This is a genomic window from Pseudomonas syringae (genome assembly GCF_001698815.1).
Taxonomy (GTDB): domain Bacteria; phylum Pseudomonadota; class Gammaproteobacteria; order Pseudomonadales; family Pseudomonadaceae; genus Aquipseudomonas; species Aquipseudomonas syringae_A.
In genome coordinates this window covers 47,620-69,680 of the sequence record NZ_LGSI01000050.1, presented here as the reverse complement: position 1 = coordinate 69,680, position 22,061 = coordinate 47,620, and the positions used below count along the sequence as shown (strand labels likewise).

18 protein-coding genes and 1 pseudogene are annotated in these 22,061 nt (G+C 60.1%); 13 read left to right on the top strand and 6 right to left on the bottom strand.

Annotation, left to right across the window (positions count from 1 at the left end; genetic code table 11):
- Positions 1–218 precede the first annotated feature (218 nt).
- From AFK24_RS16090 to glnT, 4 genes are all read right to left on the bottom strand, one after another.
- Positions 219–1,562 carry an FMN-binding glutamate synthase family protein gene (locus AFK24_RS16090; protein WP_020291093.1) on the bottom strand — a complete coding sequence of 448 codons (1,344 nt, stop codon included), beginning with the start codon at positions 1,560–1,562 and terminating at the stop codon, positions 219–221.
- A gap of 15 nt (positions 1,563–1,577) precedes the next feature.
- Positions 1,578–2,261, bottom strand: coding sequence for a protein glxC (locus tag AFK24_RS16085; RefSeq protein ID WP_065834140.1), 684 nt, complete (start codon positions 2,259–2,261; stop codon positions 1,578–1,580).
- A gap of 11 nt (positions 2,262–2,272) precedes the next feature.
- The gene (locus AFK24_RS16080) at positions 2,273–3,178 is read right to left on the bottom strand and encodes a class II glutamine amidotransferase (RefSeq protein ID WP_065834139.1); all 906 of its coding nucleotides are present in this window, start codon (positions 3,176–3,178) and stop codon (positions 2,273–2,275) included.
- A gap of 71 nt (positions 3,179–3,249) precedes the next feature.
- Positions 3,250–4,584, bottom strand: coding sequence for a type III glutamate--ammonia ligase (glnT, locus tag AFK24_RS16075; RefSeq protein ID WP_020291090.1), 1,335 nt, complete (start codon positions 4,582–4,584; stop codon positions 3,250–3,252).
- A gap of 292 nt (positions 4,585–4,876) precedes the next feature.
- On the opposite strand from glnT, the gene AFK24_RS16070 reads away from it, so the two are divergent.
- From AFK24_RS16070 to AFK24_RS32070, 10 genes and pseudogenes are all read left to right on the top strand, one after another.
- Positions 4,877–5,482, top strand: a complete 606-nt coding sequence (locus AFK24_RS16070) for a helix-turn-helix domain-containing protein (RefSeq protein ID WP_020291089.1) — start codon at positions 4,877–4,879, stop codon at positions 5,480–5,482.
- A gap of 327 nt (positions 5,483–5,809) precedes the next feature.
- Entirely contained in the window at positions 5,810–6,676 is an 867-nt protein-coding gene (gene purU, locus AFK24_RS16065; RefSeq protein ID WP_065834138.1) for a formyltetrahydrofolate deformylase, read from the top strand.
- Positions 6,673–7,578 (top strand): bifunctional methylenetetrahydrofolate dehydrogenase/methenyltetrahydrofolate cyclohydrolase FolD, encoded by a 906-nt coding sequence (folD, locus tag AFK24_RS16060; protein WP_065834137.1) that lies wholly within the window; start codon positions 6,673–6,675, stop codon positions 7,576–7,578. The genes purU and folD overlap by 4 nt, the downstream gene beginning before the upstream one ends.
- Positions 7,560–8,801 carry an FAD-dependent oxidoreductase gene (locus AFK24_RS16055; protein ID WP_065834136.1) on the top strand — a complete coding sequence of 414 codons (1,242 nt, stop codon included), beginning with the start codon at positions 7,560–7,562 and terminating at the stop codon, positions 8,799–8,801. The genes folD and AFK24_RS16055 overlap by 19 nt, the downstream gene beginning before the upstream one ends.
- A 25-nt stretch (positions 8,802–8,826) precedes the next feature.
- Positions 8,827–9,141, top strand: coding sequence for a sarcosine oxidase subunit delta (locus tag AFK24_RS16050; protein WP_065834135.1), 315 nt, complete (start codon positions 8,827–8,829; stop codon positions 9,139–9,141).
- Positions 9,138–12,044 carry a 2Fe-2S iron-sulfur cluster-binding protein gene (locus tag AFK24_RS16045; protein WP_065834134.1) on the top strand — a complete coding sequence of 969 codons (2,907 nt, stop codon included), beginning with the start codon at positions 9,138–9,140 and terminating at the stop codon, positions 12,042–12,044. Before AFK24_RS16050 ends, AFK24_RS16045 begins: the two co-directional genes overlap by 4 nt.
- Positions 12,045–12,047: 3 nt before the next feature.
- The gene (locus tag AFK24_RS16040; protein ID WP_065834133.1) at positions 12,048–12,635 is read left to right on the top strand and encodes a sarcosine oxidase subunit gamma; all 588 of its coding nucleotides are present in this window, start codon (positions 12,048–12,050) and stop codon (positions 12,633–12,635) included.
- 140 nt (positions 12,636–12,775) lie between these two features.
- Positions 12,776–13,549: an IclR family transcriptional regulator gene (locus AFK24_RS16035; protein WP_065834132.1), complete on the top strand. Its 774-nt coding sequence runs from the start codon at positions 12,776–12,778 to the stop codon at positions 13,547–13,549.
- Positions 13,550–13,565: 16 nt separating this feature from the next.
- Positions 13,566–14,810, top strand: a pseudogene (locus AFK24_RS32075) (cache domain-containing sensor histidine kinase); the annotation flags it as partial.
- 90 nt (positions 14,811–14,900) lie between these two features.
- Complete coding sequence (locus AFK24_RS32070) at positions 14,901–15,668, top strand: methyl-accepting chemotaxis protein (protein ID WP_430962165.1); 768 nt, start codon at positions 14,901–14,903, stop codon at positions 15,666–15,668.
- A 56-nt stretch (positions 15,669–15,724) separates the two neighbouring features.
- On the opposite strand, the gene AFK24_RS16025 is transcribed toward AFK24_RS32070, so the two are convergent.
- Together AFK24_RS16025 and AFK24_RS16020 are read right to left on the bottom strand one after the other, a co-directional pair.
- Positions 15,725–16,885, bottom strand: a complete 1,161-nt coding sequence (locus AFK24_RS16025; protein ID WP_065834130.1) for a DUF1624 domain-containing protein — start codon at positions 16,883–16,885, stop codon at positions 15,725–15,727.
- A 252-nt stretch (positions 16,886–17,137) separates the two neighbouring features.
- Positions 17,138–17,896 carry an IclR family transcriptional regulator gene (locus AFK24_RS16020; RefSeq protein WP_065834129.1) on the bottom strand — a complete coding sequence of 253 codons (759 nt, stop codon included), beginning with the start codon at positions 17,894–17,896 and terminating at the stop codon, positions 17,138–17,140.
- Positions 17,897–17,977: 81 nt separating this feature from the next.
- On the opposite strand from AFK24_RS16020, the gene AFK24_RS16015 reads away from it, so the two are divergent.
- Genes AFK24_RS16015 through AFK24_RS16005 form a run of 3 tightly spaced genes read left to right on the top strand, consistent with a single transcriptional unit; the run spans position 17,978 to position 21,946 of the window.
- Positions 17,978–19,507: an MFS transporter gene (locus AFK24_RS16015; RefSeq protein WP_065834128.1), complete on the top strand. Its 1,530-nt coding sequence runs from the start codon at positions 17,978–17,980 to the stop codon at positions 19,505–19,507.
- Positions 19,504–20,535 carry an HlyD family secretion protein gene (locus tag AFK24_RS16010; RefSeq protein ID WP_065834127.1) on the top strand — a complete coding sequence of 344 codons (1,032 nt, stop codon included), beginning with the start codon at positions 19,504–19,506 and terminating at the stop codon, positions 20,533–20,535. Before AFK24_RS16015 ends, AFK24_RS16010 begins: the two co-directional genes overlap by 4 nt.
- A 1-nt stretch (position 20,536) precedes the next feature.
- On the top strand, positions 20,537–21,946 hold the full coding sequence (locus tag AFK24_RS16005; protein WP_065834126.1) for an efflux transporter outer membrane subunit: 1,410 nt from the start codon (positions 20,537–20,539) through the stop codon (positions 21,944–21,946).
- Positions 21,947–22,061 lie beyond the last annotated feature (115 nt).

Genomic DNA, 22,061 nt, shown 5'->3' with positions numbered 1-22,061 from the left:
CAACGCAAACTCGCGCCTACGGATCAAAATCCGACGCGAGACCAACAGTGGATTGCACCCTGTCGGCCGGCACGCAGGATCCGTAGGACCGGCTTGAGCCGGGAGGGCGGAAGGTCTGACGACGCAACCGCTGCGAATGTACCGGACTCCTCCCGGCTAAAGCCGGTCCTACGGGGTGTGTGATGAGAATCAAGACGGTATCTACGGTTCTTGAGTGATCAGTAACCCGTAACCGCCCCCGGAATCCACGATGTACCGGCCAGTGGCACCCGCGCCATGGCTGCCGATTCGACCGTCAGCGCCACCAGGTCCTCAGGATCAAGGTTGTGCAGGTGCGACTTGCCGCAGGCGCGGGCCATGGTTTGCGCTTCCAGCACCAATACGCGCAGGTAATTGGCCAGGCGACGGCCACCTTCCACCGGATCAAGGCGCTTGGACAGCTCCGGGTCTTGCGTGGTGATGCCCGCCGGATCGCGGCCGTTTTGCCAGTCGTCGTAGAAGCCTGCGGCCGAACCGATTTTTTTCAGTTCTTCATCCAGACGCGGATGGTTGTCGCCCAGCGCGATCAATGCCGCCGTGCCAATCGCCACTGCGTCAGCGCCCAACGCCATGGCCTTGGCCACATCGGCGCCGTTACGAATACCGCCGGAAACGATCAGCTGAACCTTGCGGTGCATGCCCATTTCTTGCAACGCCTGAACCGCTTGCGGAATGGAGCACAGAATCGGCAGGCCGACGTGCTCGATGAACACTTCCTGTGTCGCTGCCGTGCCGCCTTGCATGCCGTCGAGCACGATGACGTCGGCGCCCGCCTTCACGGCCAGCTTGACGTCGTAATACGGGCGGCTGGCGCCGATTTTCACGTAGATCGGCTTTTCCCAATCGGTGATTTCGCGGATCTCGGCAATCTTGATCGCCAGATCGTCCGGGCCCGTCCAGTCCGGGTGACGGCAGGCCGAACGCTGATCGACGCCAATCGGCAAAGTACGCATACCGGCCACACGTTCGGTGACTTTCATGCCCAGCAACATGCCGCCGCCGCCCGGCTTGGCGCCCTGCCCCAGGACGATTTCAATGGCATCGGCTTTGCGCAAGTCATCCGGGTTCATGCCGTAACGCGATGGCAAATACTGATAAACCAGATGCTGCGACTGGCCGCGCTCTTCCGGGGTCATGCCGCCGTCGCCGGTGGTGGTGCTGGTTCCGGCGATGGTCGCGCCACGGCCGAGGGCTTCTTTGGCGTTGGCCGACAGCGCGCCGAAACTCATGCCGGCGATGGTCACCGGGATCTTCAAGTGCAGCGGCTTCTTGGCGAAACGGTTGCCGAGGATCACATCGGTGCCGCACTTCTCGCGGTAGCCTTCCAGCGGATAACGCGACACGCTGGCGCCGAGCAGCAGCAAGTCATCGAAATGCGGCAGCTTGCGCTTGGTGCCGCCGCCGCGAATGTCATAGATGCCGGTTTCGGCGGCACGCTGGATTTCCTGAATGGTCAGGCGATCGAAAGTGGCCGACTCGCGTAGAACCGGAGGTGCTGCTTTTGGAGTTGTAGGCTCGGACATGGTGGTTCTCCTGGATCAGTACGCGGACGCGTTATCGACTTTGAAGTTGTACAACTGGCGGGCAGAACCGTAGCGCTTGAAATCAGCCGCATGATGCTCGAAACCGGCGCGGTTGAGCAGCTCTTGCAGTTCTTCCAGGTGCTCGGCGCGCATCTCTTTCTCGATGCAGTCCGAGCCCAGGGATTCCACTGCGCCCTTCACGTAGATGTGGGTTTCGTACAGCGAGTCGCCCAGCGCATCACCCGCGTCGCCGCAAACCACCAGACGCCCTGCCTGGCCCATGAAGCAGCTCATGTGGCCAATGCTGCCGCCGACCACAATGTCGATGCCTTTCATGGAAATACCGCAGCGCGCCCCGGCGTCGCCTTCAATGACCAGCAAGCCGCCGTGAGCCGTCGCGCCCGCCGCCTGGGAAGCGCTGCCTTTGACGCGCACGTATCCGGACATCATGTTTTCGGCACAACCAACGCCGACATTGCCGTGCACGGTAATCGACGCTTTCTGATTCATGCCCGCGCAGTAGTAGCCGGCGTGGCCCTGGATATCGATGGACACCGCTTCGTTGACGCCAACCGCAAGGTTGTGCGCGCCGTTGGAATGAGTCACGACCCATTCGCGGTCCTGAACATTGTTGACTTGATCGTGCAGCGCCTGATTCAGCTCACGCACGGTGGAAGTGGAAAGATCGATAGTTTTCATGTGTGCGTTCCTTAAGCCGACTCGCGTTCCCAGATGTACATGGTGGCCGGGGCAGGTTCCCAGACCTTGGCGTTTTCGATGCCCGGCAGGCTCGACAGCGCCTGATATTCCGAAGCCATGGCCACGTAATCGTCGGTTTCGGCGAGGATGGCGGGCTTGCACGCAATCGGATCGCGGATCACCGCGAAGCCGTTGCGGGTGCCGATGGCGAAGGTGAAGAAGCCGTCCAGCGCTTCCAGCGAACTGTCCAGCGCAGTCTTCAGCGAGTCGCCTTGCTGCAGGCGCCAGGCCAGGTAACCGGCGGCGACTTCAGTGTCGTTTTCGGTATCGAAATTGATGCCTTCGCGGCGCAATTCCTGGCGCAGACGGAAGTGGTTGGACAGCGAGCCGTTGTGCACCAGGCACAGGTCGGCGCCGGTGGAAAACGGGTGACTGCCTTCCATGGTCACGGCGCTTTCGGTGGCCATGCGGGTGTGGCCGATGATGTGGCTGCCCTTCATGTTCCCCAGGCCGAAACGCTCGGAGATTTCCCGAGGCAAACCCATGCCCTTGAGGATTTCAATGCTCTTGCCAGCGCTCATGATTCGCACGCTCGGCGCCAGCTCGGCCAATGCGGCACGCACCACGGCTTCTTCAGCCTTGATCTTCAGCACGATGGCGCTGGCGTTCTGAAACCAGTCCAGAGACGCGCCGAGCCGACCTTCCAGTTCGCCGACCAGCGCCTGAAAATCGTAGTCATCGGTGGTGGCCTGCAAGGTCAGCTTGATCCAGCCATCACCCACTTCATCGCCATAAATCGCAAAACCGGCGCTGTCCGGGCCACGATCCGTCATGGCTTCGAGCATCGGTTCAAACAGTTTGCCGAGTTGGGATTCCAGCTTGGGGTTCTTCAGGTAGAGACCCACGATTCCACACATATCCAAAACTCCTGGGCAGAAAACGCCCTGTCATTCGCAAGGCGTCGAAAATAGTTAGGGTTGCAGGCTGATCAGAAAAACTCGGTGTAGCGTTTGATTTCCCAATCACTTACATGGCGGCTGTATTCCACCCACTCCATGCGCTTGAGCTTGATGAACTCACCGACGATTTCCTGGCCCATGACTTCGGCGAACAGCGGGTCGGCTTCCAGTGCATCGCAGGCCTCTTTTAGCGATTGCGGCAAGGTACCGATGCCGCGTGCGGCGATTTCTTCGAGGCTCAGGCTGTAGAGGTTTTCATTGCAGATCTGATCGGGTTCCAGTTGACGGTCGATGCCGTCCAGCCCGGCGGCAATGATCGCGGCGCTGACCAGATACGGATTGCAACCGGCATCCGGCAGGCGAAACTCCAGACGGCCATATGGCACGCGAACCATGGCCGAGCGGTTGTTGGCGCCAAAGGCAATAAACGCTGGCGCCCAGGTCGCGCCGGACAACGAGTTACCAACCACCAGACGCTTGTAGGAATTCACGGTCGGCGCGGCGAAGGCACACAGCGCCGGGCCATGAGCGAGCAGACCGGCAGCGAAGTGATAGGCCATTTTCGACAGGCCCATGCCGTTCTTGTCGCTGGCATCGAAGAACAGGTTCTTGCTTTCGGCACTGGCGATGGACAGGTGAAAGTGCATGCCGTTGCCAGCACGTTTCGGGTCCGGCTTGGGCATGAACGAGCAGATCATGCCCATGTCATTGGCGATCTCGCCGGCCGCCATACGGAAGAAAGTGAAACGGTCCGCCGACTCCATGGCGTCGCTGTAGGTGTAATTGATCTCGAACTGGCCGTTGGCGTCTTCGTGGTCAATTTGATAGATCTCGAAACCCACCGGCTGCAAGGCTTCGGTCAGACGTTCGAGAAACGCCCGGGAACGGGACAGGCCTTTATAGTCGTAACACGGCTTGTCGAGGTTATCGCTGGCGTCCACCAGTTGCAGCTTGCCGGCTTCGTCCCGGCGCATGAGGTTGAATTCAGGCTCAAGCCCGGTGTTCAGGGTCCAGCCCTTGTCTTTCAGGCGCTGAACCTGTTGTTGCAGGACGTAGCGGCTGTCATAAGGATGCGGCTTGCCATCGACATGACCGATGCACACCACCCGACCGTAGCCCGGCTGCCAGGGCACCGGTGTCAGGGTCGACAGATCGCCCTTGGCCATGAAGTCCGGCCCGTGGGGCTCCATGCCCATGCCGCAGATGGCGAAACCGGCGAAACCCGCACCGGCTTCAGCCACAGCTTCCAGACCGCAGATCGGCACCGACTTGGTTTTCGCGGCGCCATGGATATCAACGAATTGCGCCAGCACGTATTTGATCCCGTGTTCCTCGATCAAGCGCTGTGTTTCTGGTGGCAACATGCGAATTCACTCCTCGCGAATGGCAAGCGTTGTAGATAAGGATCGCTTTCCAACCGCCTTCTCTCGACAACTTATTCCGAGAAGGAAAGTTAGTTTCCCTTGAGGAATGCAAAGCCCTTGCCACTTTGGTATGCCAAGAGACAAATGGAGCGAGTACGGGAATTTCTGCTGTATATATGGGAAACTTGTTTTCTCCGTGGGAATAACCAAACGCCCAAGAATTCACCAGTCGGGCAATTCGCACATTACTGGTGCGAAATAAAGATTAATGAACGGAAAGTGTGCAGACCTGATGAACATGCCGAACGAACCCGAACCCAAGTTGAAACTCGAGCAGTACCTGGGCATACAGATCAAGCGCCAGCGTCAAGCGCAGGAATTGAAGCTGGCCGATGTGGCGCGGATCGCGGGCATCAGCCAAGGCATGCTGAGCAAGATCGAGAACGCGCAGGTCTCCACCAGCCTGGATAACCTCAGCCGTCTATGCGATGTGCTGGGCATGCCCATGTCCAAGCTGTTCGCCCAATACGATCAGAAAGGCAGCAGCGCCTTGTTGGTCAAGGCCGATGAAGGACTGGAAGTGGTCCGGCGCGGGACCGAGAAAGGTCACACCTATCACCTGCTCAACCACACGCGTGGGCCGAAGAAGAGTTTCGAGGCGTACATGGTGACCATGGACGACGCCAGCGAAGAGTTCCCGACCTTCTCCCATCCTGGCACCGAGTTCCTGCATTTGCTGGAGGGTGAACTGGTGTATCGGCATGGCAATCAGCTGTACCGCATGCAGGCTGGCGATAGCCTGACTTTCGACGGCGACATTCCGCATGGTCCCGAAGAGTTGGTCAAAGTACCGATTCGCTTGCTGTCGATCATGAATTACGGGGCGCAGGGGGAGTAAGGCAAGCCCGCCCTGTAGGAGCGAATTTATTCGCGAGGCGCTCGTGGCGGCGACACAGATTTACGGCGTTAGCGCTGGCTCGCTCCCAAAAGGGAAATGTACCAATACCAATACCTATTGCGCGGAATCGCCCCTACACCTCATAAAAATTTCCTGACAGTTAAAAAACTTTCCATAAAGCTCTAGACGCGCAATTCCCTTTCGCCTATAAAACGGCATCGTGAATATTTAATTCCTGTAGAGAATTTTTCTTCACCCACGAAAACCTATTTCACCCATGAATTTTCGCCCTGCGCCGAGCTGCCGCCATTCTTCCGAGGGAAAGCCATGCAACACGAAAAGAACCATTTCATTCTCAAGATCAGCTGCCCGGCCACTTCCGGCATCGTTGCCGCCGTCACTTCCTACCTGGCGAACAACAGCTGCTACATCGGTGAAATGGCGCAGTTCGACGACGAGTTCAGCGGCAAATTCTTCATGCGCGCGGTGTTCCGCTTCAACGACGGCCATGAAGGCGACATCGCAAAGCTCAAGGCCGGTTTCGATGACGTCGCCGCTGCGTTTGCCATGCAATGGGAATTGCACGACACCCGCGAACCAATGCGCGTGTTGTTGATGGTCAGCAAGTTCGACCATTGCCTGACCGACCTGCTGTACCGCTATCACAAAGGCGAGATGGACATGACCATCACCGCCATCGTCTCCAACCACCTCGAATTGCGGCACATGGCCGAGCGCGAGGGCATCCGCTTTATCTACCTGCCGGTGACCAAGGACACCAAGGCAGCGCAGGAAGCCGAGCTGATGAAAGTGGTGGACGACACCCGCACCGAACTGGTGGTGCTGGCCCGCTACATGCAGATCCTGTCCGATGACTTGTGCAAGCAGCTTTCGGGCCGGGCGATCAATATCCACCATTCGTTCCTGCCCGGTTTCAAGGGCGCCAAGCCTTATCACCAGGCTTACGAGCGAGGCGTGAAGCTGATCGGCGCCACGGCGCATTACGTCACCAGCGACCTGGACGAAGGTCCGATCATCGAGCAGGAAGTGCAGCGTGTCGATCACGCTTACCTGCCCGCCGATCTGGTGGCCATGGGCCGCGATACAGAAACCGTGGCGCTGTCCAAGGCGGTTAAATACCACTTGGAACATCGCGTCTTCCTCAACAAGGACAGAACGGTGATTTTCCGGTGAATACCTCTAAATTGATCGACGGCAAAGCCGCAGCGGCCCGGGTTCTGACCCAGGTGAAACAAGACGTGGCGGCGCTCAAACGCGACGGCATCGAACCGGCGCTGGCAGTGATTTTGCTGGGTGAAGATCCAGCGAGTCAGGTCTATGTGCGCAACAAGATTCTGCGCGCCGAAGAGGCTGGCATTCGCTCTCTGGAATACCGCCTGAGCGCCGACACCTCGCAAGCGCAGCTGCTCAACGTGATTGCCGAACTGAACGCCGACCCCGGCGTCAACGGCATCCTCTTGCAGCTGCCATTGCCGGCGCACATTGAAGAAGCCCGCGCCTTGCAGGCGATTGATCCGCGCAAAGACGTCGACGGTTTTCACAGCGAAAACGTCGGCGGCCTGAGTCAGGGCCGCGAGGTGCTGACGCCCTGCACGCCCAGTGGCTGCATGTATCTGTTGCGCGAAGCCTGCGGCGACCTGAGCGGCAAACACGCGGTGGTCATCGGCCGTTCCAATATCGTCGGCAAACCCATGGCCGCCCTGCTCCTTCAAGCCCATTGCTCGGTGACGGTGGTGCATTCGCGCAGTACCGATGCCAAGGCGCTGTGTCAGCTGGCCGACATTGTGATTGCCGCAGTCGGCAAGCCGCGCTTGATCGACGCCAGTTGGCTCAAACCCGGCGCAGTGGTCATCGACGTTGGCATCAACCGCATCGACGACCACGGCCGCAGTCGGCTGGTGGGCGATGTGGATTTTGACAGCGTCCTGCCCCAGGTCTCGGCCATCACTCCGGTGCCCGGCGGCGTCGGCCCGATGACCATCGCCTTCCTGATGAAAAACACGGTCACCGCTGCCTTGCAGCAGGCCCAAGCGCAACGCAGCCAATCGGAGGCCGTATGCCTTTCAATCTATTGAAATACGGGCTCAGCTCGGAATACCCGGTAGACGTCGACCTGCCGCCGCCCAAGGAACTCAAATCTTCCTATGACGTGGTGATCATCGGCGGCGGCGGTCATGGCCTGGCCACCGCTTACTACCTGTCCAAGTACCACGGCATCACCAACATTGCGGTGCTGGAAAAAGGTTATCTGGGCGGCGGCAATACGGCGCGCAACACGGCGGTGATCCGCTCCAATTACCTGACCAGCGAAGGGGTGAAGTTCTACGCTGAATCAGTGCGGATGTTCGAGGGGCTGTCCAACGAATTTGACTTCAACATCATGTACTCGCACCGAGGCCAACTGACCCTGGCCCATACCGACGCGACGGTGCGCTCATTCCGTCAGCGCGCCGAAGTGAACAAGCATTTTGGCGGCCGCACCGAGATGATCGACCGTCAGCAGATTCGCGAGCTGGTGCCTTCCCTCAACCTTGATCCGGGCCACATTCCGGTACTCGCCGGGCTCTGGCACATGGACGGCGCCACCGCGCGTCATGATGCGGTGGCCTGGGGCTACGCCAAGCAAGCGGCCAAGCGCGGCGTGGAAATACATCAGCTCACTGAAGTCCAGGAGCTGATCATCGAAAACGGCACCATCACCGCCGTCAAAACCAATCGCGGCACCATCAAATGCGGCTGCGCGGTGCAGGCCGTGGCGGGCATGAGTTCGCAACTGATGAAGAAAGCCGGGATTCGCTCGCCGATCCAGACGTTCCCGCTGCAAGCCATGGTGACTCAGCCGTTCAAGCCGTTCCTCGATCCGCTGGTGAGTTCGTCTGCGCTGCACTGCTACGTGCAGCAGACCAGTCGCGGAGAAGTGGTGTTCGGCGGTGGCTCCGATCCGTACCCGCTGTTCAACACCCGTTCCACCCTGGATTTGAAGGAAAGCCTGCTGGCGCACGCCATCGAGATGTTCCCGTTCCTGGCCAACGCCAAGTTGATGCGCCAGTGGGCCGGGATCACCGACATGACCCCGGATTACAGCCCGATCATGGGACTTTCACCGGTGAAAAATTATTACCTGGACGCCGGTTGGGGCACCTGGGGCTTCAAGGCCACGCCGATTTGCGGCAAGACCATGGCCGAACTGGTCGCCAGTGGTGGCAAAACCCCGGAGCTGATCAAGCCGTTCGGCCTGGAACGGTTTTCGACCTTCCAGCAAGTCAACGAAATGGGCGCCACGGCGGCCAGTCACTGACCCGCCATTGAGTAAGGAACGCACTATGAAAGTCATGAATTGCCCGCTCAATGGGCCGCGCAACATCACCGAGTTCACCTACGGCGGCGAATTCAAAGCCATGCCGGACCCGGCCACCTGCACCGACGGCGAATGGGCCGACTACGTGTTCAATTACGAAGACACCTTGGGCGTGGTCCGCGAATGGTGGATGCATACGCCGTCCAGCTACTGGTTCCTGGTGGAACGCCACACCGGCAGCGACGAAATCCTGCGCACCTTCGACCCCAAGGAAGTGTTCACCTCGCGGGTCGAATTTTCTGCCACACCCGCCGCCCCGGCCAAGGAGATTGCCCGATGAGCACGCTCAACCGCCTGCCCGCGCCCATGGGTTTGCTGATCGATCGCAATCAGCCGCTGAGTTTCAGCTTCGACAATCAGCAGTATCAGGGCTTTGAAGGCGACAGCATCGCCAGCGCCCTGCTCGCCAACGGGCGTTTTCTGTTGTCCCGCTCGTTCAAATACCACCGGCCACGCGGCCCGCTGACCATGGCCGGGCAAGACGCCAATACGCTGATCCAGTTGCCCCATGAGCCGAATGTGCTGGCCGACTCATTTGCGCTGCAAGACGGTTTGCAAGCCAGCGGCCAGAACTTCAACGGCTCGCTGGATAACGACAAGGACGCGTACCTGGGCAAGTTTTCCAAATTCATGCCGGTGGGGTTCTATTACCGTTCGTTCTATAAGCCCAAGGGAATGTGGAAAGTCTGGGAACCGATCATCCGTAAGAAAGCCGGGCTCGGCGTGCTCGACCTGAAATTCCAGCCCGAGTATTACGACAAGGCGTACCTGTTCACCGATCTGGCAATCATCGGCGCCGGACCTGCTGGCTTGCAGGCCGCACTGACCGCCGCCAACGCTGGCGCCAAGGTGCTGCTGATCGAGCAACAACCGATTCTTGGTGGTTCGCTGACCTACGCGCGCTTTGATATCGAAGGCCAGCGCGGCGAAACCCTGCGCCGCGAACTGGTGGACGCCGTTGAAGGTCACGCCAATATTCGCGTGCTCAAGCAAGCCACCTGCAACGCCTGGTTTACCGATAACTATCTGCCGGTGATTCAGGGCAAGCGCATGTACAAGGTGCGCGCGACGCAATGCCTGATCGCCAGCGGCTCGTTCGATCAGCCGGTGATTTTCCGCAACAACGATTTGCCCGGCGTGATGCTGACCAGCGCCGCCCAGCGTTTGATAAAGCTGTACGCGGTCAAGCCGGGCAAACGCGCGGTGGTGCTGACCGGCAATGACGACGGTTATCTGGCCGCGCTGGACCTGCATGAGCAAGGCGTGGAAGTGGCGGCGTTGGTGGATATGCGCGCCAATCCAGTGGATCGTGCGCTGCTGCTGGCCCTTGAGCAACGCGGCATTCCTTGCCATCCGGGCAGCACGGTTTATGAAGCGCTGCATGAAAAAGGCATGCGCCATGTCAGTGGCGTCGACCTGCGCAAGATCACCGGCCAGGGCCAGGTCGCCGGCAGCGGCTTGATTCTGGACTGCGATTTGCTGTGCATGTCCGGCGGTTATATGCCGGTGTACCAGTTGTTGTGTCAGGCGGGCGGCAAACTCAGCTACGACGACCAACACGCTGAATTCACCCTCAGCGGTTTGCCGAAAAACCTCAGCGTCGCGGGTTCCGCCAATGGTTATCACGCCCTGGACAACGTTCTGGCCGATGCCATTCATGCCACGGCGCACATCGTCACTGCGCTGCATCTGGAACTGAACGCCAGCCCGTTGCCGTTGCGCACCGAGGCCCAGGTCAACTTCCCGTGGCCGATCTTCCCGCACCCCAAAGGCAAGGATTTCGTCGACTTCGATGAAGACCTGCAAGTGCGCGACATCATCAACGCCACCAAAATCGGCTATCGCGACATCCAGTTGGTGAAACGTTATTCGACCGTGGGCATGGGCCCGTCACAAGGCCGCCACTCGGCGTTGCCGACCGCGCGCCTGGTGGCGTCCTCGACCCAGCGCAGCGTCAGCGAAACCGGCGTCACCACTGCCCGCCCGCCTTTCGAAGCGGAAAAACTCGCCCACGTTGCCGGTCGGGCTTTCGATCCGTACCGCCAGACGCCGATGCACAAGCGTCATCTGGAAGCCGGCGCAAAAATGATGCCCGCCGGCATCTGGCAGCGCCCGGCCTACTACGGTAAAGCCAATGAGCGGGATAAATGCATGCAAGCCGAAGCGCTGCATGTACGCAACAAGGTCGGCATCATCGACGTCTCGACCCTGGGCGGCCTGGATGTACGCGGCCCGGACGCCGCCGAGCTGCTCAATCGCATGTACACCTTTGCCTTCCTCAAGCAGCCGATTGGCCGCTCGCGTTACGCGTTGATGACCAACGAACATGGCGTGGTCATCGATGACGGCGTGTGCGCGCGCTTTGCCGAGCATCACTTCTACGTCACCGCCACCACCAGCGGCGTGGATCGCATTTATCAGCAGATGCTCAAGTGGAACGCGCAATGGCGCCTCGACGTAGACATTGCCAACGTCACGGCGGCGATTGCGGCGGTGAACGTGGCCGGTCCCGATTCGCGCAAAGTGCTGGAGCAAGTCTGCACCGACCTTGATTTGTCGGCCGAAGCCTTTCCGTATCTGGGCGTTCGCTCGGGCACTGTTGCCGGGATCAAGGCGCGACTGTTGCGCGTGGGTTTTGTCGGCGAACTGGGCTACGAAATTCACGTCCCGGCGCGTCACGCCCTGCGACTCTGGGATGCGCTGACCGAAGCGGGCAAGGCGTTTGACATGCGTCCGTTCGGCGTCGAAACCCAGCGCCTGCTGCGCCTGGAAAAAGGCCACGTGATCATCAGCCAGGACACCGACGGCATGACCCATCCCGCTGAAATCGACATGGGCTGGGCGGTCAGCAGAACCAAGCCGTTCTTCGTCGGCCGCCGCTCGGTGGACATCCTCGAAGCGCAACCGATGAAACGCAAACTGGTGGGTTTCACCCTGCCCAAAGCCAGCCCGCAACCTCTGGAAGGCCATCTGGTGCTCAAGGGCCCGGACATCAGCGGCAACGTCACGTCCTGCGAGTATTCGCAAACACTGGGCAAAATCATCGGCATGGCGTACGCCGCCTTCGACCAGAGCCAGCCGGGCCAGCAGATTCCGATTCGCGTCGAAGATGGCGTGATCGTCCAGGCCACGGTGGTGCAATTGCCTTTCTTCGACCCTGAAACCAAACGCCAGGAGCTCTGAGCCATGTCCAGCCTGCAAGCCGAACGTTACATCGGGCTCAGCCCGCTTCAACCCTGCGCCTTGATCGATTTGACCGACGTGCCGCGTGTCGGTTTTCGCGGCCAGCAGAGCGCCGAATACCTCAGCGCCCGGGGTTTCTTCCTGCCGGATGAGCCGAATCATGCCGTGACTCAGGCCGACGGCAGCCATGTGGCGCGATTGTCCCAGACCGAATACCTGATTCTGGGCAGCCTTGAGGATCGCGGCCAGCGCATCGCCGACGAAGAAGCGCGCTGGGAACTGGATCACAGCGCCAACTACCTGCTGCCTCGGCAAGACAGCCATGCCTGGCTGCAACTGAGCGGGCTGCATGTGTCGGAGGTCATGGCCAAGCTCTGCGGCGTCGACCTGCGCCCGCAAGCCTTCGCCCCCGGCGCCGTGGCGCAGACGTCGGCGGCGCGGATCAATGTGATCGTGATCAACCTCGGGTCGGCAGAACTCCCGGCGTTTCAGATCCTCTGCGATCGCGCTTCCCTCGACTACTTCAAGGGCGCGCTGCTGGATGCCATGGGTGAGTTCGATGGCCAGTTGCTGGAGTTGGATGTGGCGTAGACAGCGATTGTGGTGTGGGAGCGAGCTTGCTCGCGAAGAGGCGAGCACACCCAGCCTATTTCGTCGAATGGAGCACCGCTTTCGCGAGCAAGCTCGCTCCCACATAAGCCTCGCTCCAACCAAAGCAATTGGAATCACTCATGCTCGAAACCCCGGAAAAAGACACCGACTACAGCGTCCCGGCTTTGGCCCGGGGCTTGAGCGTACTGGGCATGTTCAATGCCCGAACACGCACCCTGAGCATCAATGAAATCGCCGAACGTCTGGGCGTCAGCACCTCGGCGGTTTACCGAATTCTGTTTACCCTGACCAACATGGGGTATCTCAACAAACTCAATAGCCACTATGAGCTGGGTGCGCGAGTGATCAGCGATGGCTTCAGTTATCTGGCCAGTCGCGACATCGTCGAAGTGGCGATGCCGCACCTGAACCAGTTGCGTGATCGCACCTCGCTGTCCTGCCACCTGAGTATTCGCGAGCAGACTGATAGCCTGTATCTGTTCCGCGCCTTCGCTGCGCAACGGCTGTCGGTGAATATTCCCGTCGGCACCCGCATCGCTTGCCACTGCACGGCCATGGGCCGAATGTTGCTGACCGCCCTGGACGAAACCGCGCTGGCTCAGCTGTATCAGCATGTACGCCTGGATGATTACCCCGCCCCCGCCCCGCGCACCTTGCCGGAGCTGCAAAGTCTAATCGCCGCTGACCGCAATCGCGGCTGGGTACTGCACCGCTCCGATTACTCGACCGCAATTGCCACCTCGGTCAAGGATCACAACGGTCAGGTGGTGGCCGCCGTCAACCTTTCCGGCCCCGATGCGGTGATGGACCCGGAAGGCGCGCAAGACCATTTCCAGCGGCTGCTGCTCGAATGCAGGGCGCGAATCAGCCGCGAACTGGGTTATCCAGGCTGACGCGAACAGGTATCTCATGCCAGCCAGCGACCTGTTCCGCGAACGCCCCCTCAAGAACCCCGGAACGACGCCGATAGCGGCATACCATAATACTAATTTTGCGTCATTTGCGGCCTGCACGATCAACACCAGCGGTACTGGGGTTTTAGGTCAGCAGCTCTCTGGAGTTCGGATGAATATCAAACAGAAACTGACCTGGGCGTTCGCCGTCATCGCTTGCTTGCCGATCGTCGTGGTCGCCAGCATCGTCATCGTCAACCTGCGCAGCGACGCGGCAGATGATTTCGTCGACAGCAGCGGTCGGGAAATCCGCCAGGTCGCCAATGCCATGCAGCTGTTCTTCGAAGGTATCAGCCAGAACGTCGATTACCTGGCCAGCCATCCGCTGATTACCAATACCGGCGAAGGCATCAAGAGCTACATGAGCGCCGATGCGCCTACGCTCCCCGAGTCCGATGCCCACAAGGCAATATATGAATTCTTCGCCGGTATCGCGAAAAGCCATCCGGCCTATTCCTATGTTTCCTACGGCCTGGCCAACGGCAGCTACGCGTTCTGGCCCGGCGATCCGAAGATGGCCAGTTACGATCCGCGCCAACGCCCGTGGTACAAGACTGCCCTGGCCAACCCCGGCAAAACCCTGCGTACCGACGCGTATTACTGGGCCGGCGACGATGCGGTTCTGGTCAGCACCGTGCGCACCGTTACCAACAAGCTAGGCAGCCCTGGCGGCGTGGTCAACATCGATGTGTCGCTCAAGCAGCTGACCACCATCGTCAAACAGATCAAGCTGGGTGAAACCGGTTATCTGCTGCTGATGGAAAACAACGGCACAATTCTGGTCGACCCACGCCAGCCAGAGCACAACTTCAAGAAGCTGGCCGATCTGGGCGACGGCTATGCACAACTGGCCAAAGCCGGCACCGGCCTGAGCGAAGTGACCCTCAATGGCGAACGCTTCATGGTCAACGTCTTCCCTTCCGAGCAACTGGGCTGGAGCTTCATCGGTCTGATCAAGCAGGATGAGGTGATGAGCTCCGCGACGCGCCTGACCTGGCTGGTGGGCATTATTGCCGCAGTCATGGCGCTGATCTTTGCCCTTGTCGGCGCCAGTTTCGCCTCGCTGATAGTGCGCCCGATTCGCAGCGTGGCCAGCGGCCTTGAAGGCATTGCTCAAGGTGAAGGCGACCTGACCAAAAGTCTTGCGGTACGCGGCAACGATGAAACCGCGCAACTGGCCAACTGGTTCAATCAGTTCCTGACCGCCATTCGCAGCCTGATCCAGCATATCGGTCTGGCGGCGACGAAAATTCTCGACACCTCCACCAGCTCGACACGCGTGTCCCACGACATGGCCGAAGCTGCCGACCGACAACGCGAAGCGGTAGACATGGTGTCCACCGCGTTCCACGAAATGGTCGCCACCGCCAACGAAGTCGCCCGTTCCTGCAGCCAGGCCGCCGATTCGGCCGACAGCGGCCAACGTCAGGCACGCGAAGGTCAACGGCAGATCGACGACGCAGTCAGCAGCGTTGATCAACTGAGCGCGGAGCTGTCCCAGTCGGCCACCGCCATGGTGCAGCTGGAAAAAGACAGCAACGCCATCCAGTCGATCCTTGACACTATTCGCTCCATCGCCGAGCAAACCAACCTGCTGGCGCTCAACGCCGCCATCGAAGCCGCCCGCGCAGGCGAACAAGGCCGGGGCTTCGCGGTGGTGGCCGATGAAGTACGCGCCCTCGCCAAGCGCACCGCCGACTCCACTGCCGAAATCGATAACCTGCTAGGCACGCTGGCTCGCCGCACCTCTTCGGTGACTCAACAGATGCACGCCAGTCTCAGCGTGTCCCAGCAATCGGTGGAAAAAATCGGCCAGGCGCGCAACAGCTTCGGACAGATTCGCGAATCGGTGGACGTGATCCGCGACATGAATACCCAGATCGCCACAGCCGCCGAAGAACAGCACCATGTGGCCGAAGACATCAACCGTCACATCAGCCAGATTCATGGCGATGCGCAGCTGGTTGCCGATCTGGCCGAAGCGGCCCGCAACGACTCGAAGAGCCTCGCTGTCCTGTCGAGCGAACTGGATGCGCTGGTAAAGCGCTTCCGCACGTAATGTGGTGCGGCAGGTTGAGCGGTATGTGGCAGCGAGCTTGTTCCTACAGGAAGCGCCTAGAAATACTTCAACCAGACGATATCCTTGCGCCGCGCCTTGAAGCTGGCAAAGGCGCGTACGGCGGGGAATAATCCGACCGCCAGCAATACCGAACATAGCCACACCGCGCCAACCGAATCAAAGCCGAAATAATCGCCCTTGTTGGCGCCCCAGATTGCCGTGGCGATCAGATACAGAATCTTCAGCACATACAGATGCAGCAGGTAAAAGAACATCGGCGCTGCACCGAATACCAGCAGCGGCTTCATCCAGCCGCGCCCCGCCGCACGCTCGAACCAGACCAGCAGCAACAGACCAAGCCCCATCGTCAGGCTGAGAAATACCAGCGATGGCGGGTATTTGGTGATGTTGAAAAAGCTCATCAGCGTTTGCACGCCGGTCTCGCCGGATACCCAAGGCTTCTCGCCATAACCATTGATCAGACGCAGAACGAAGAATAGCGCAAGCGCGCCCAATCCGCAGGCGACCAGTTTGCGCTGACGCGTGCCTGCATCGGCACCCGACGCAAACCACGGTCCCGCTGCGTAACCCAAGGCAATCACTCCGATCCACGGCAGGACCGGGTAGGAAGTGCGCAGGCGCAAGCCTTCGAAAGGCTGCAGCCAGCCGCGATCATGCAAAATCGCCCAAGGCACATACAGTGCCGAATCTTTGCCGAAATGCACGGCATCCAGCAGGTTATGCCCGGCAATGATCACCAGTCCCAAGGTCACCAGCGCCCAACGCGGCAGGACAATCAGCACCGCCAGCGCGACCATGCTCAGGCCAATCGCCCAGATGACCTGCAGATAGATCGAGGTCGGCGGAAACTGGAAGGTCCAGGCGAAATTCACCAGGGTGAACTCCAGCACAATCAGGAACAGACCGCGATTGAACAGGAAGCCGGAAACTCCGGCCTTGTCGTGGCGCTCGCCATACAAGAACGCCGACAGGCCGGTGAGAAAGATGAACAGCGGCGCACATAGATGCGACAGCGTACGACTCAGGAACAACTCCGGCGGCGTGCTGGTCACGTCCATCGGGTCGGAAACCTGGAGGTGCAGGAGGAACGTTTCCCGTACGTGATCGAGGAGCATGAACAGGATAATCAGGCCACGCAATGCATCGATGGACTGCAGGCGCGTGGACACCAACGGCTTCGGAATAGGGGTCGTCATGGAGCACTCAGGGTCAGGGGATTCAGTTGCAGCGCCAGCTCGTCGCATTTGGCAAGGCACGGCTGATATCAATAAGACGAAGCGCTGCACGCGATCTTAAGAGAAGACCGATAAATGTTATGTTATATCAATAACAGAAACAATGAATCCTGCGGGTCGGAACTCGATCTGTAGGACCGGCTTTAGCCGGGAGGGCGCCCTCCCGGCTAAAGCCGGTCCTACAGATCGCCACCGCTGCCCCCAGTGAGCGCCTCAATCAATACTGCGCAGCCCGGTCAGTAGCTCATCGCGACATTTAAGCAAAGCGCTTTCGATGTTTTCCCGGGCCTGTCTGATGCGCCATGCGGGCCCTGCCACATCGATGGAATAGTAACCCTGCGGGGTTTGCAGGCTAACGGCGACCGAGGCCACGCCCACCGTATGTTCTTCGTTGCCAAAAGCCATACCCTTGCTGCGTACCTGCTCCAGCTGTTTGAGCAAATCAGGCAAAGTCAGCGTGTTGGGCGTCAGGGGTTTGATTTTCCGCCCAAGCAGTTTGATCACCGCTTCGTCATCCATCGTCGCCAGCAGCGTTTTACCGCCGCCGGTGCCGTAGATATTCAGGAAACCGCCCGGCACCGGGGAAACCCGTAGCGTCTGGCCGGAAACCACCGTATGCAGAATCAGCAGCTCGGCTCCGGTAGCACTGGCCAGCAACGTGGTTTCCCCGGTTTCAGCAGCGAGCGCTTCCAGATACGGCCGGGATCGCTGGACGATATCCACGTGACTGTGGGAAGCCAGACGCATCAACGCAGGGCCAAGACAAACGCCGCCACGACCATGAACTTCCAGCAACTCTTCCAGGGCCAGGGCATCCACCAGACGCTGGACAGTCGAACGCGGCAAGCCGCAACGCTTGGCGATTTCCCCCAGGCTCAAGCCCGCCGGCTCCCCTTCCAGACAGCGAAGAATGGCTGCCGCCCGGGAAATGACCTGCACCCCACCGCGATCTGTATCTGAAATTGTCATCATGCGCCTTGCCTTATGTATCACTGATTGGTACGGTGTACCACATTGTAGGTTTATCTCATATCACCTTAGCAGGATTTTTACGTGGCAGTGCCCTCCTCACCTCCGGTTCCCGCGCCGTTTACGACACGCCTCGCGCTAGGGCTGGTGGGCGTGCTGATCGCTGCGCTCACGTCCGGCATCAACGACCGGGTCACCGAAATTTCCCTGGCAGATATTCTCGGCATCTATGGCCTGGGTCACGACCAAGGCACCTGGATCAGCTCGGTATACTCCGCCGCCGAAGTCTCAGCGATGTTGATTGCGCCCTGGTTTGCCGTGACGTTTTCCTTGCGGCGCTTTGCCATTGTGGCGACCTTCGCCTTTACCCTGTTCGGCGCGATTATCCCTTTTGCGCCCAATCTGGAAAGTCTCGTCAGTCTGCGCGTGCTGCAAGGTTTGGCGGGCGGCGCTCTGCCGCCATTGCTGATGACCGCCGCCCTGCGTTTTCTGCCTTGGCACATAAAGCTTTATGGCCTGTCAGCCTACGCGCTGACCGCAACCTTCGGCCCTAATCTGGCGATGCCATTGGCCGCCTTGTGGGCAGAAGGTGCCGACTGGCGGATGGTGTTCTGGCAAATTATTCCTACCGGATTGCTCGGCGCGGCCTTGATCGCCTACGGTTTGCCTCAAGATCCGCTGCGTCTGGAGCGATTCCGCCAGGCGGATTGGCGCGGCATGCTACTGGGTGTGGCGGGCCTCTCAATGCTGGTGATTGCCTTGACCCAGGGCGAACGTCTGGACTGGTTGAGCTCGCCACTGATCACGACCCTGCTCCTCGGCGCGGCCATCTGCATCCCGCTGTTTCTGCTCAACGAATGGTTTCATCCGCTGCCGCTGTTCAAATTGCAGCTGCTGCAACGTCGCAACTTCGCTTACGGGCTGATCACCCTGATCCTGTTCTTGTTTGTCGCCATGGCCGGCAGCGGCATTCCCGCCTCGTACCTGACGCAGATCCAGGGCTACCGACCGCTGCAAACCATGCCGACGGCGCTGATCATTGCGCTGCCGCAACTGGTGATCGCGCCGCTGGTGGCGCTGCTGATCAATCGCAATTGGGTTGATTCGCGCTACGTGATCGCCTTCGGACTGCTGCTGCTGACCGTTGCCTGCCTGGGCGGCTCGTTGATTACCAGTGAGTGGATTCGCGATGATTTTTACCTGTTGCAGATCCTGCATACCATTGGCCAGCCCTTGGTCGTGGTGCCGTTGCTGATGAATGCCACCAGTGTGATTCAACCCGTGGAAGGCCCATTTGCCTCGTCGATGGTCAACACCTTGCGCGGCTTATCGTCGGTGATGGCCGCCTCCGCACTGGAAAACTTCGTTACCCATCGCGAGCACTTTCATTCCAATGTCCTGCTCGACGGTGTTGCTTCGCGAATGCCAACCCTTGACCCCATGCAGACCGCGCAAGCCACCTCGGTTCTGGCGCGACAGGTTCGCGAACAAGCCTATGTATTGAGTTTCAGCGATGCCTTCCTGGCAGTGCTGGCTGTCATCAGCGTTTTGCTGGTCATCCTGTTGACCCTTCCCAAACGTGCCTATCCACCGCAACCTCCGGTACCGACATGAAACAGCATAGAACCGCCCTCTCTCTGATCGGCATCACGATCCTCGTCTGCGCGGCTTATGTCGGCTATCGCCTGATAAGCGGCGGCACGGTCGAGCACACCGACGATGCCTATATCCGCGCCGACTCGGTGTTGGTGTCGCCGCGCCTTTCCGGTCAGATCGTCAAGGTTGCCGTGGAAGACAACCAGCTCGTCAAGGCGGGCCAATTGCTGGCCGAAATCGACAGCGCCGATCTGCTGGCTGCCCAAGCATCGGCAACCGCCAATGTCCAGGCGGCTTCGGCACAGATCCTCAACCTCAAGGCCAGTATCGAGCGTCAGGCAGCGGTTATTGATCAAGCGTCGGCGACCACTCGCGCGACCTCGGCATCGCTCAAGTTCGCTCAGGAAAACGCCCGGCGCTACCTGAACCTGTCCAATGCCGGCGCTGGCACGCAACAGGAACGGCAGAAAGCCGACGCCGAATTGCTCGGCTGGCAAGCGGCCCGCGATCGGGATGAAGCGTCGCGAGTGGCCGCAGCGAAAAGCCTGGATGTGCTCAAGGCACAACTCGAAGTCGCCAAGGCCGCCTTGGCCAAGGATCAGGCGGCTTTACAGCAGGCGCAGCTGAATGTGTCCTACACCCGGATTACCGCGCCACAGGACGGCATGGTCGGCCAGCGCTCCGTACGGGTCGGCGCCTATGTTTCGCAAGGGCAGGCATTGATGGCCATCGTGCCGCTGCAAGATGCTTTCGTGGTCGCCAACTTTCGCGAAACCCAGCTGGCCCACATGCTGCCGCAGCAAAAAGTCGAGCTGAACGTGGACAGCTACCCCGATCATGCTTTCACCGGCTATATCGACAGCATCGCCCCGGCCACCGGCCAGTCGTTCTCGTTGATTGCCCCGGATAACGCCACTGGCAACTTCACTAAAGTCACCCAGCGCCTGCCGGTAAAAATCCGCTTCGACGCCAATCAGCCGGATCTGGACAAGCTGCGCATCGGCATGTCGGTGATCGCCCGAATCGACACGGCCCGGGAGCATTGAGATGAAACACAGCGTGTTGTTTCTGGCGATGTTCAGCTTGGGTGCCTGCAGCGTCGGGCCGGACTTTCAGCGACCCGATGCTCAGTTGCCGACAACCTGGCACGCGTCGCCGCACTCGGGCGCGGCGCCGGGCAGCCCCGCAGACAGCCAATGGTGGCAACAGTTGGGCGACGCGCAGCTAACCTCGCTGGTGGAGCGTGCGGCGAAGGCCAATCTTGATGTGCGCGGGGCGAGTAATCGTCTTGAGCAAAGTCGCGTCATGCGCCAGGTTACCGGCAGCCAGCAATTGCCGGGCGTCAGCGCCAATGGCAGCTATCGTCGCGCGCGTAACAGCGCCGAAGGCCTCAATGATCCATCGGGGCAAGAGGGCCAGGCACCGTTCGAGTTGTGGAGCAGCACGCTGGACGCCAGTTGGGAAATCGATCTCTGGGGTCATGTGCGGCGCAACATCGAAGCCGCCGAGGCCGAAATCCAGCTGACTCAGGCCCAGCGTGACGGCGTGCTGTTGAGCATCGCCGCCGAAACCGCCACCGACTACATCCGTCTGCGCGGCGTGCAGGCGAAACTCGGCGTGGCGCGGCAAAACCTGGAAATCGCCCAGCAAAGTCGGCAGCTGACCCAAGCCCGTTTCGAGAATGGCGTCACCACCAACCTCGACACGTCCAATGCCGCCGCGCAAGTCGCGACCATTCAGGCAGTGATCCCGGCATTGGGTGCCGAACAGGACCGCTTGATCAATGCCCTGAGTTACCTGCTCGCCGAGCCGCCGCGCGCGCTGAATGCCGAACTGATCGAGCCGAAAAGCATTCCTCACCCAGCCCCGGATGTTCCGCTGGGCCTGCCTTCGGAGCTGGCGCAGCGACGTCCAGACATCCAGCAAAGCGAAGCCGCCTTGCACCGCGCCACTGCAGCAATTGGCGTGGCGCAGGCCGACTTCTATCCTCGGGTCAGCCTCGGTGCGACCTTTGGTTCGCAAGCGCTGGACGGCTCGGATCTCGGCGCCTGGAACTCGCGCCAATGGTCGTTCGGCCCAAGCCTTTACCTGCCAATTTTTCAGGGCGGTCGACTAACCGGCACCCTGGAACTGCGCAAACAACAGGAACAAGAAGCCGCGATCAACTATCAACGCGTGGTGCTTGGAGCCTGGCATGAGGTCGATAACGCCATGACCGATTACGCCGCTGAAAAACAAAGGCACACCGCGTTGCAGGAAGCCGTCAGCCAGAACAACATCGCCCTGAGCACGGCCCGGGATCGCTACACCCAAGGCGCGGCGGACTTTATCAACGTGCTTGGCGTACAACGCGCGCTGCTGGATACCGAAAGCGCGTTGGTGGACAGCGCCACCGCCGCAGCCATAGACCGGGTTCGGTTGTATCGGGCGTTGGGTGGGGGTTGGCCGAAGGGTTGAGGAGCCACGATATCGGCCCGTTGGAGCGAGGCTTGCCCGCGAAGGCAATAGGCCAAGCCGAAGAGGATTTAGTGGGTGGACCGGCCCCTTCGCGGGCAAGCCTCGCTCCAACGAA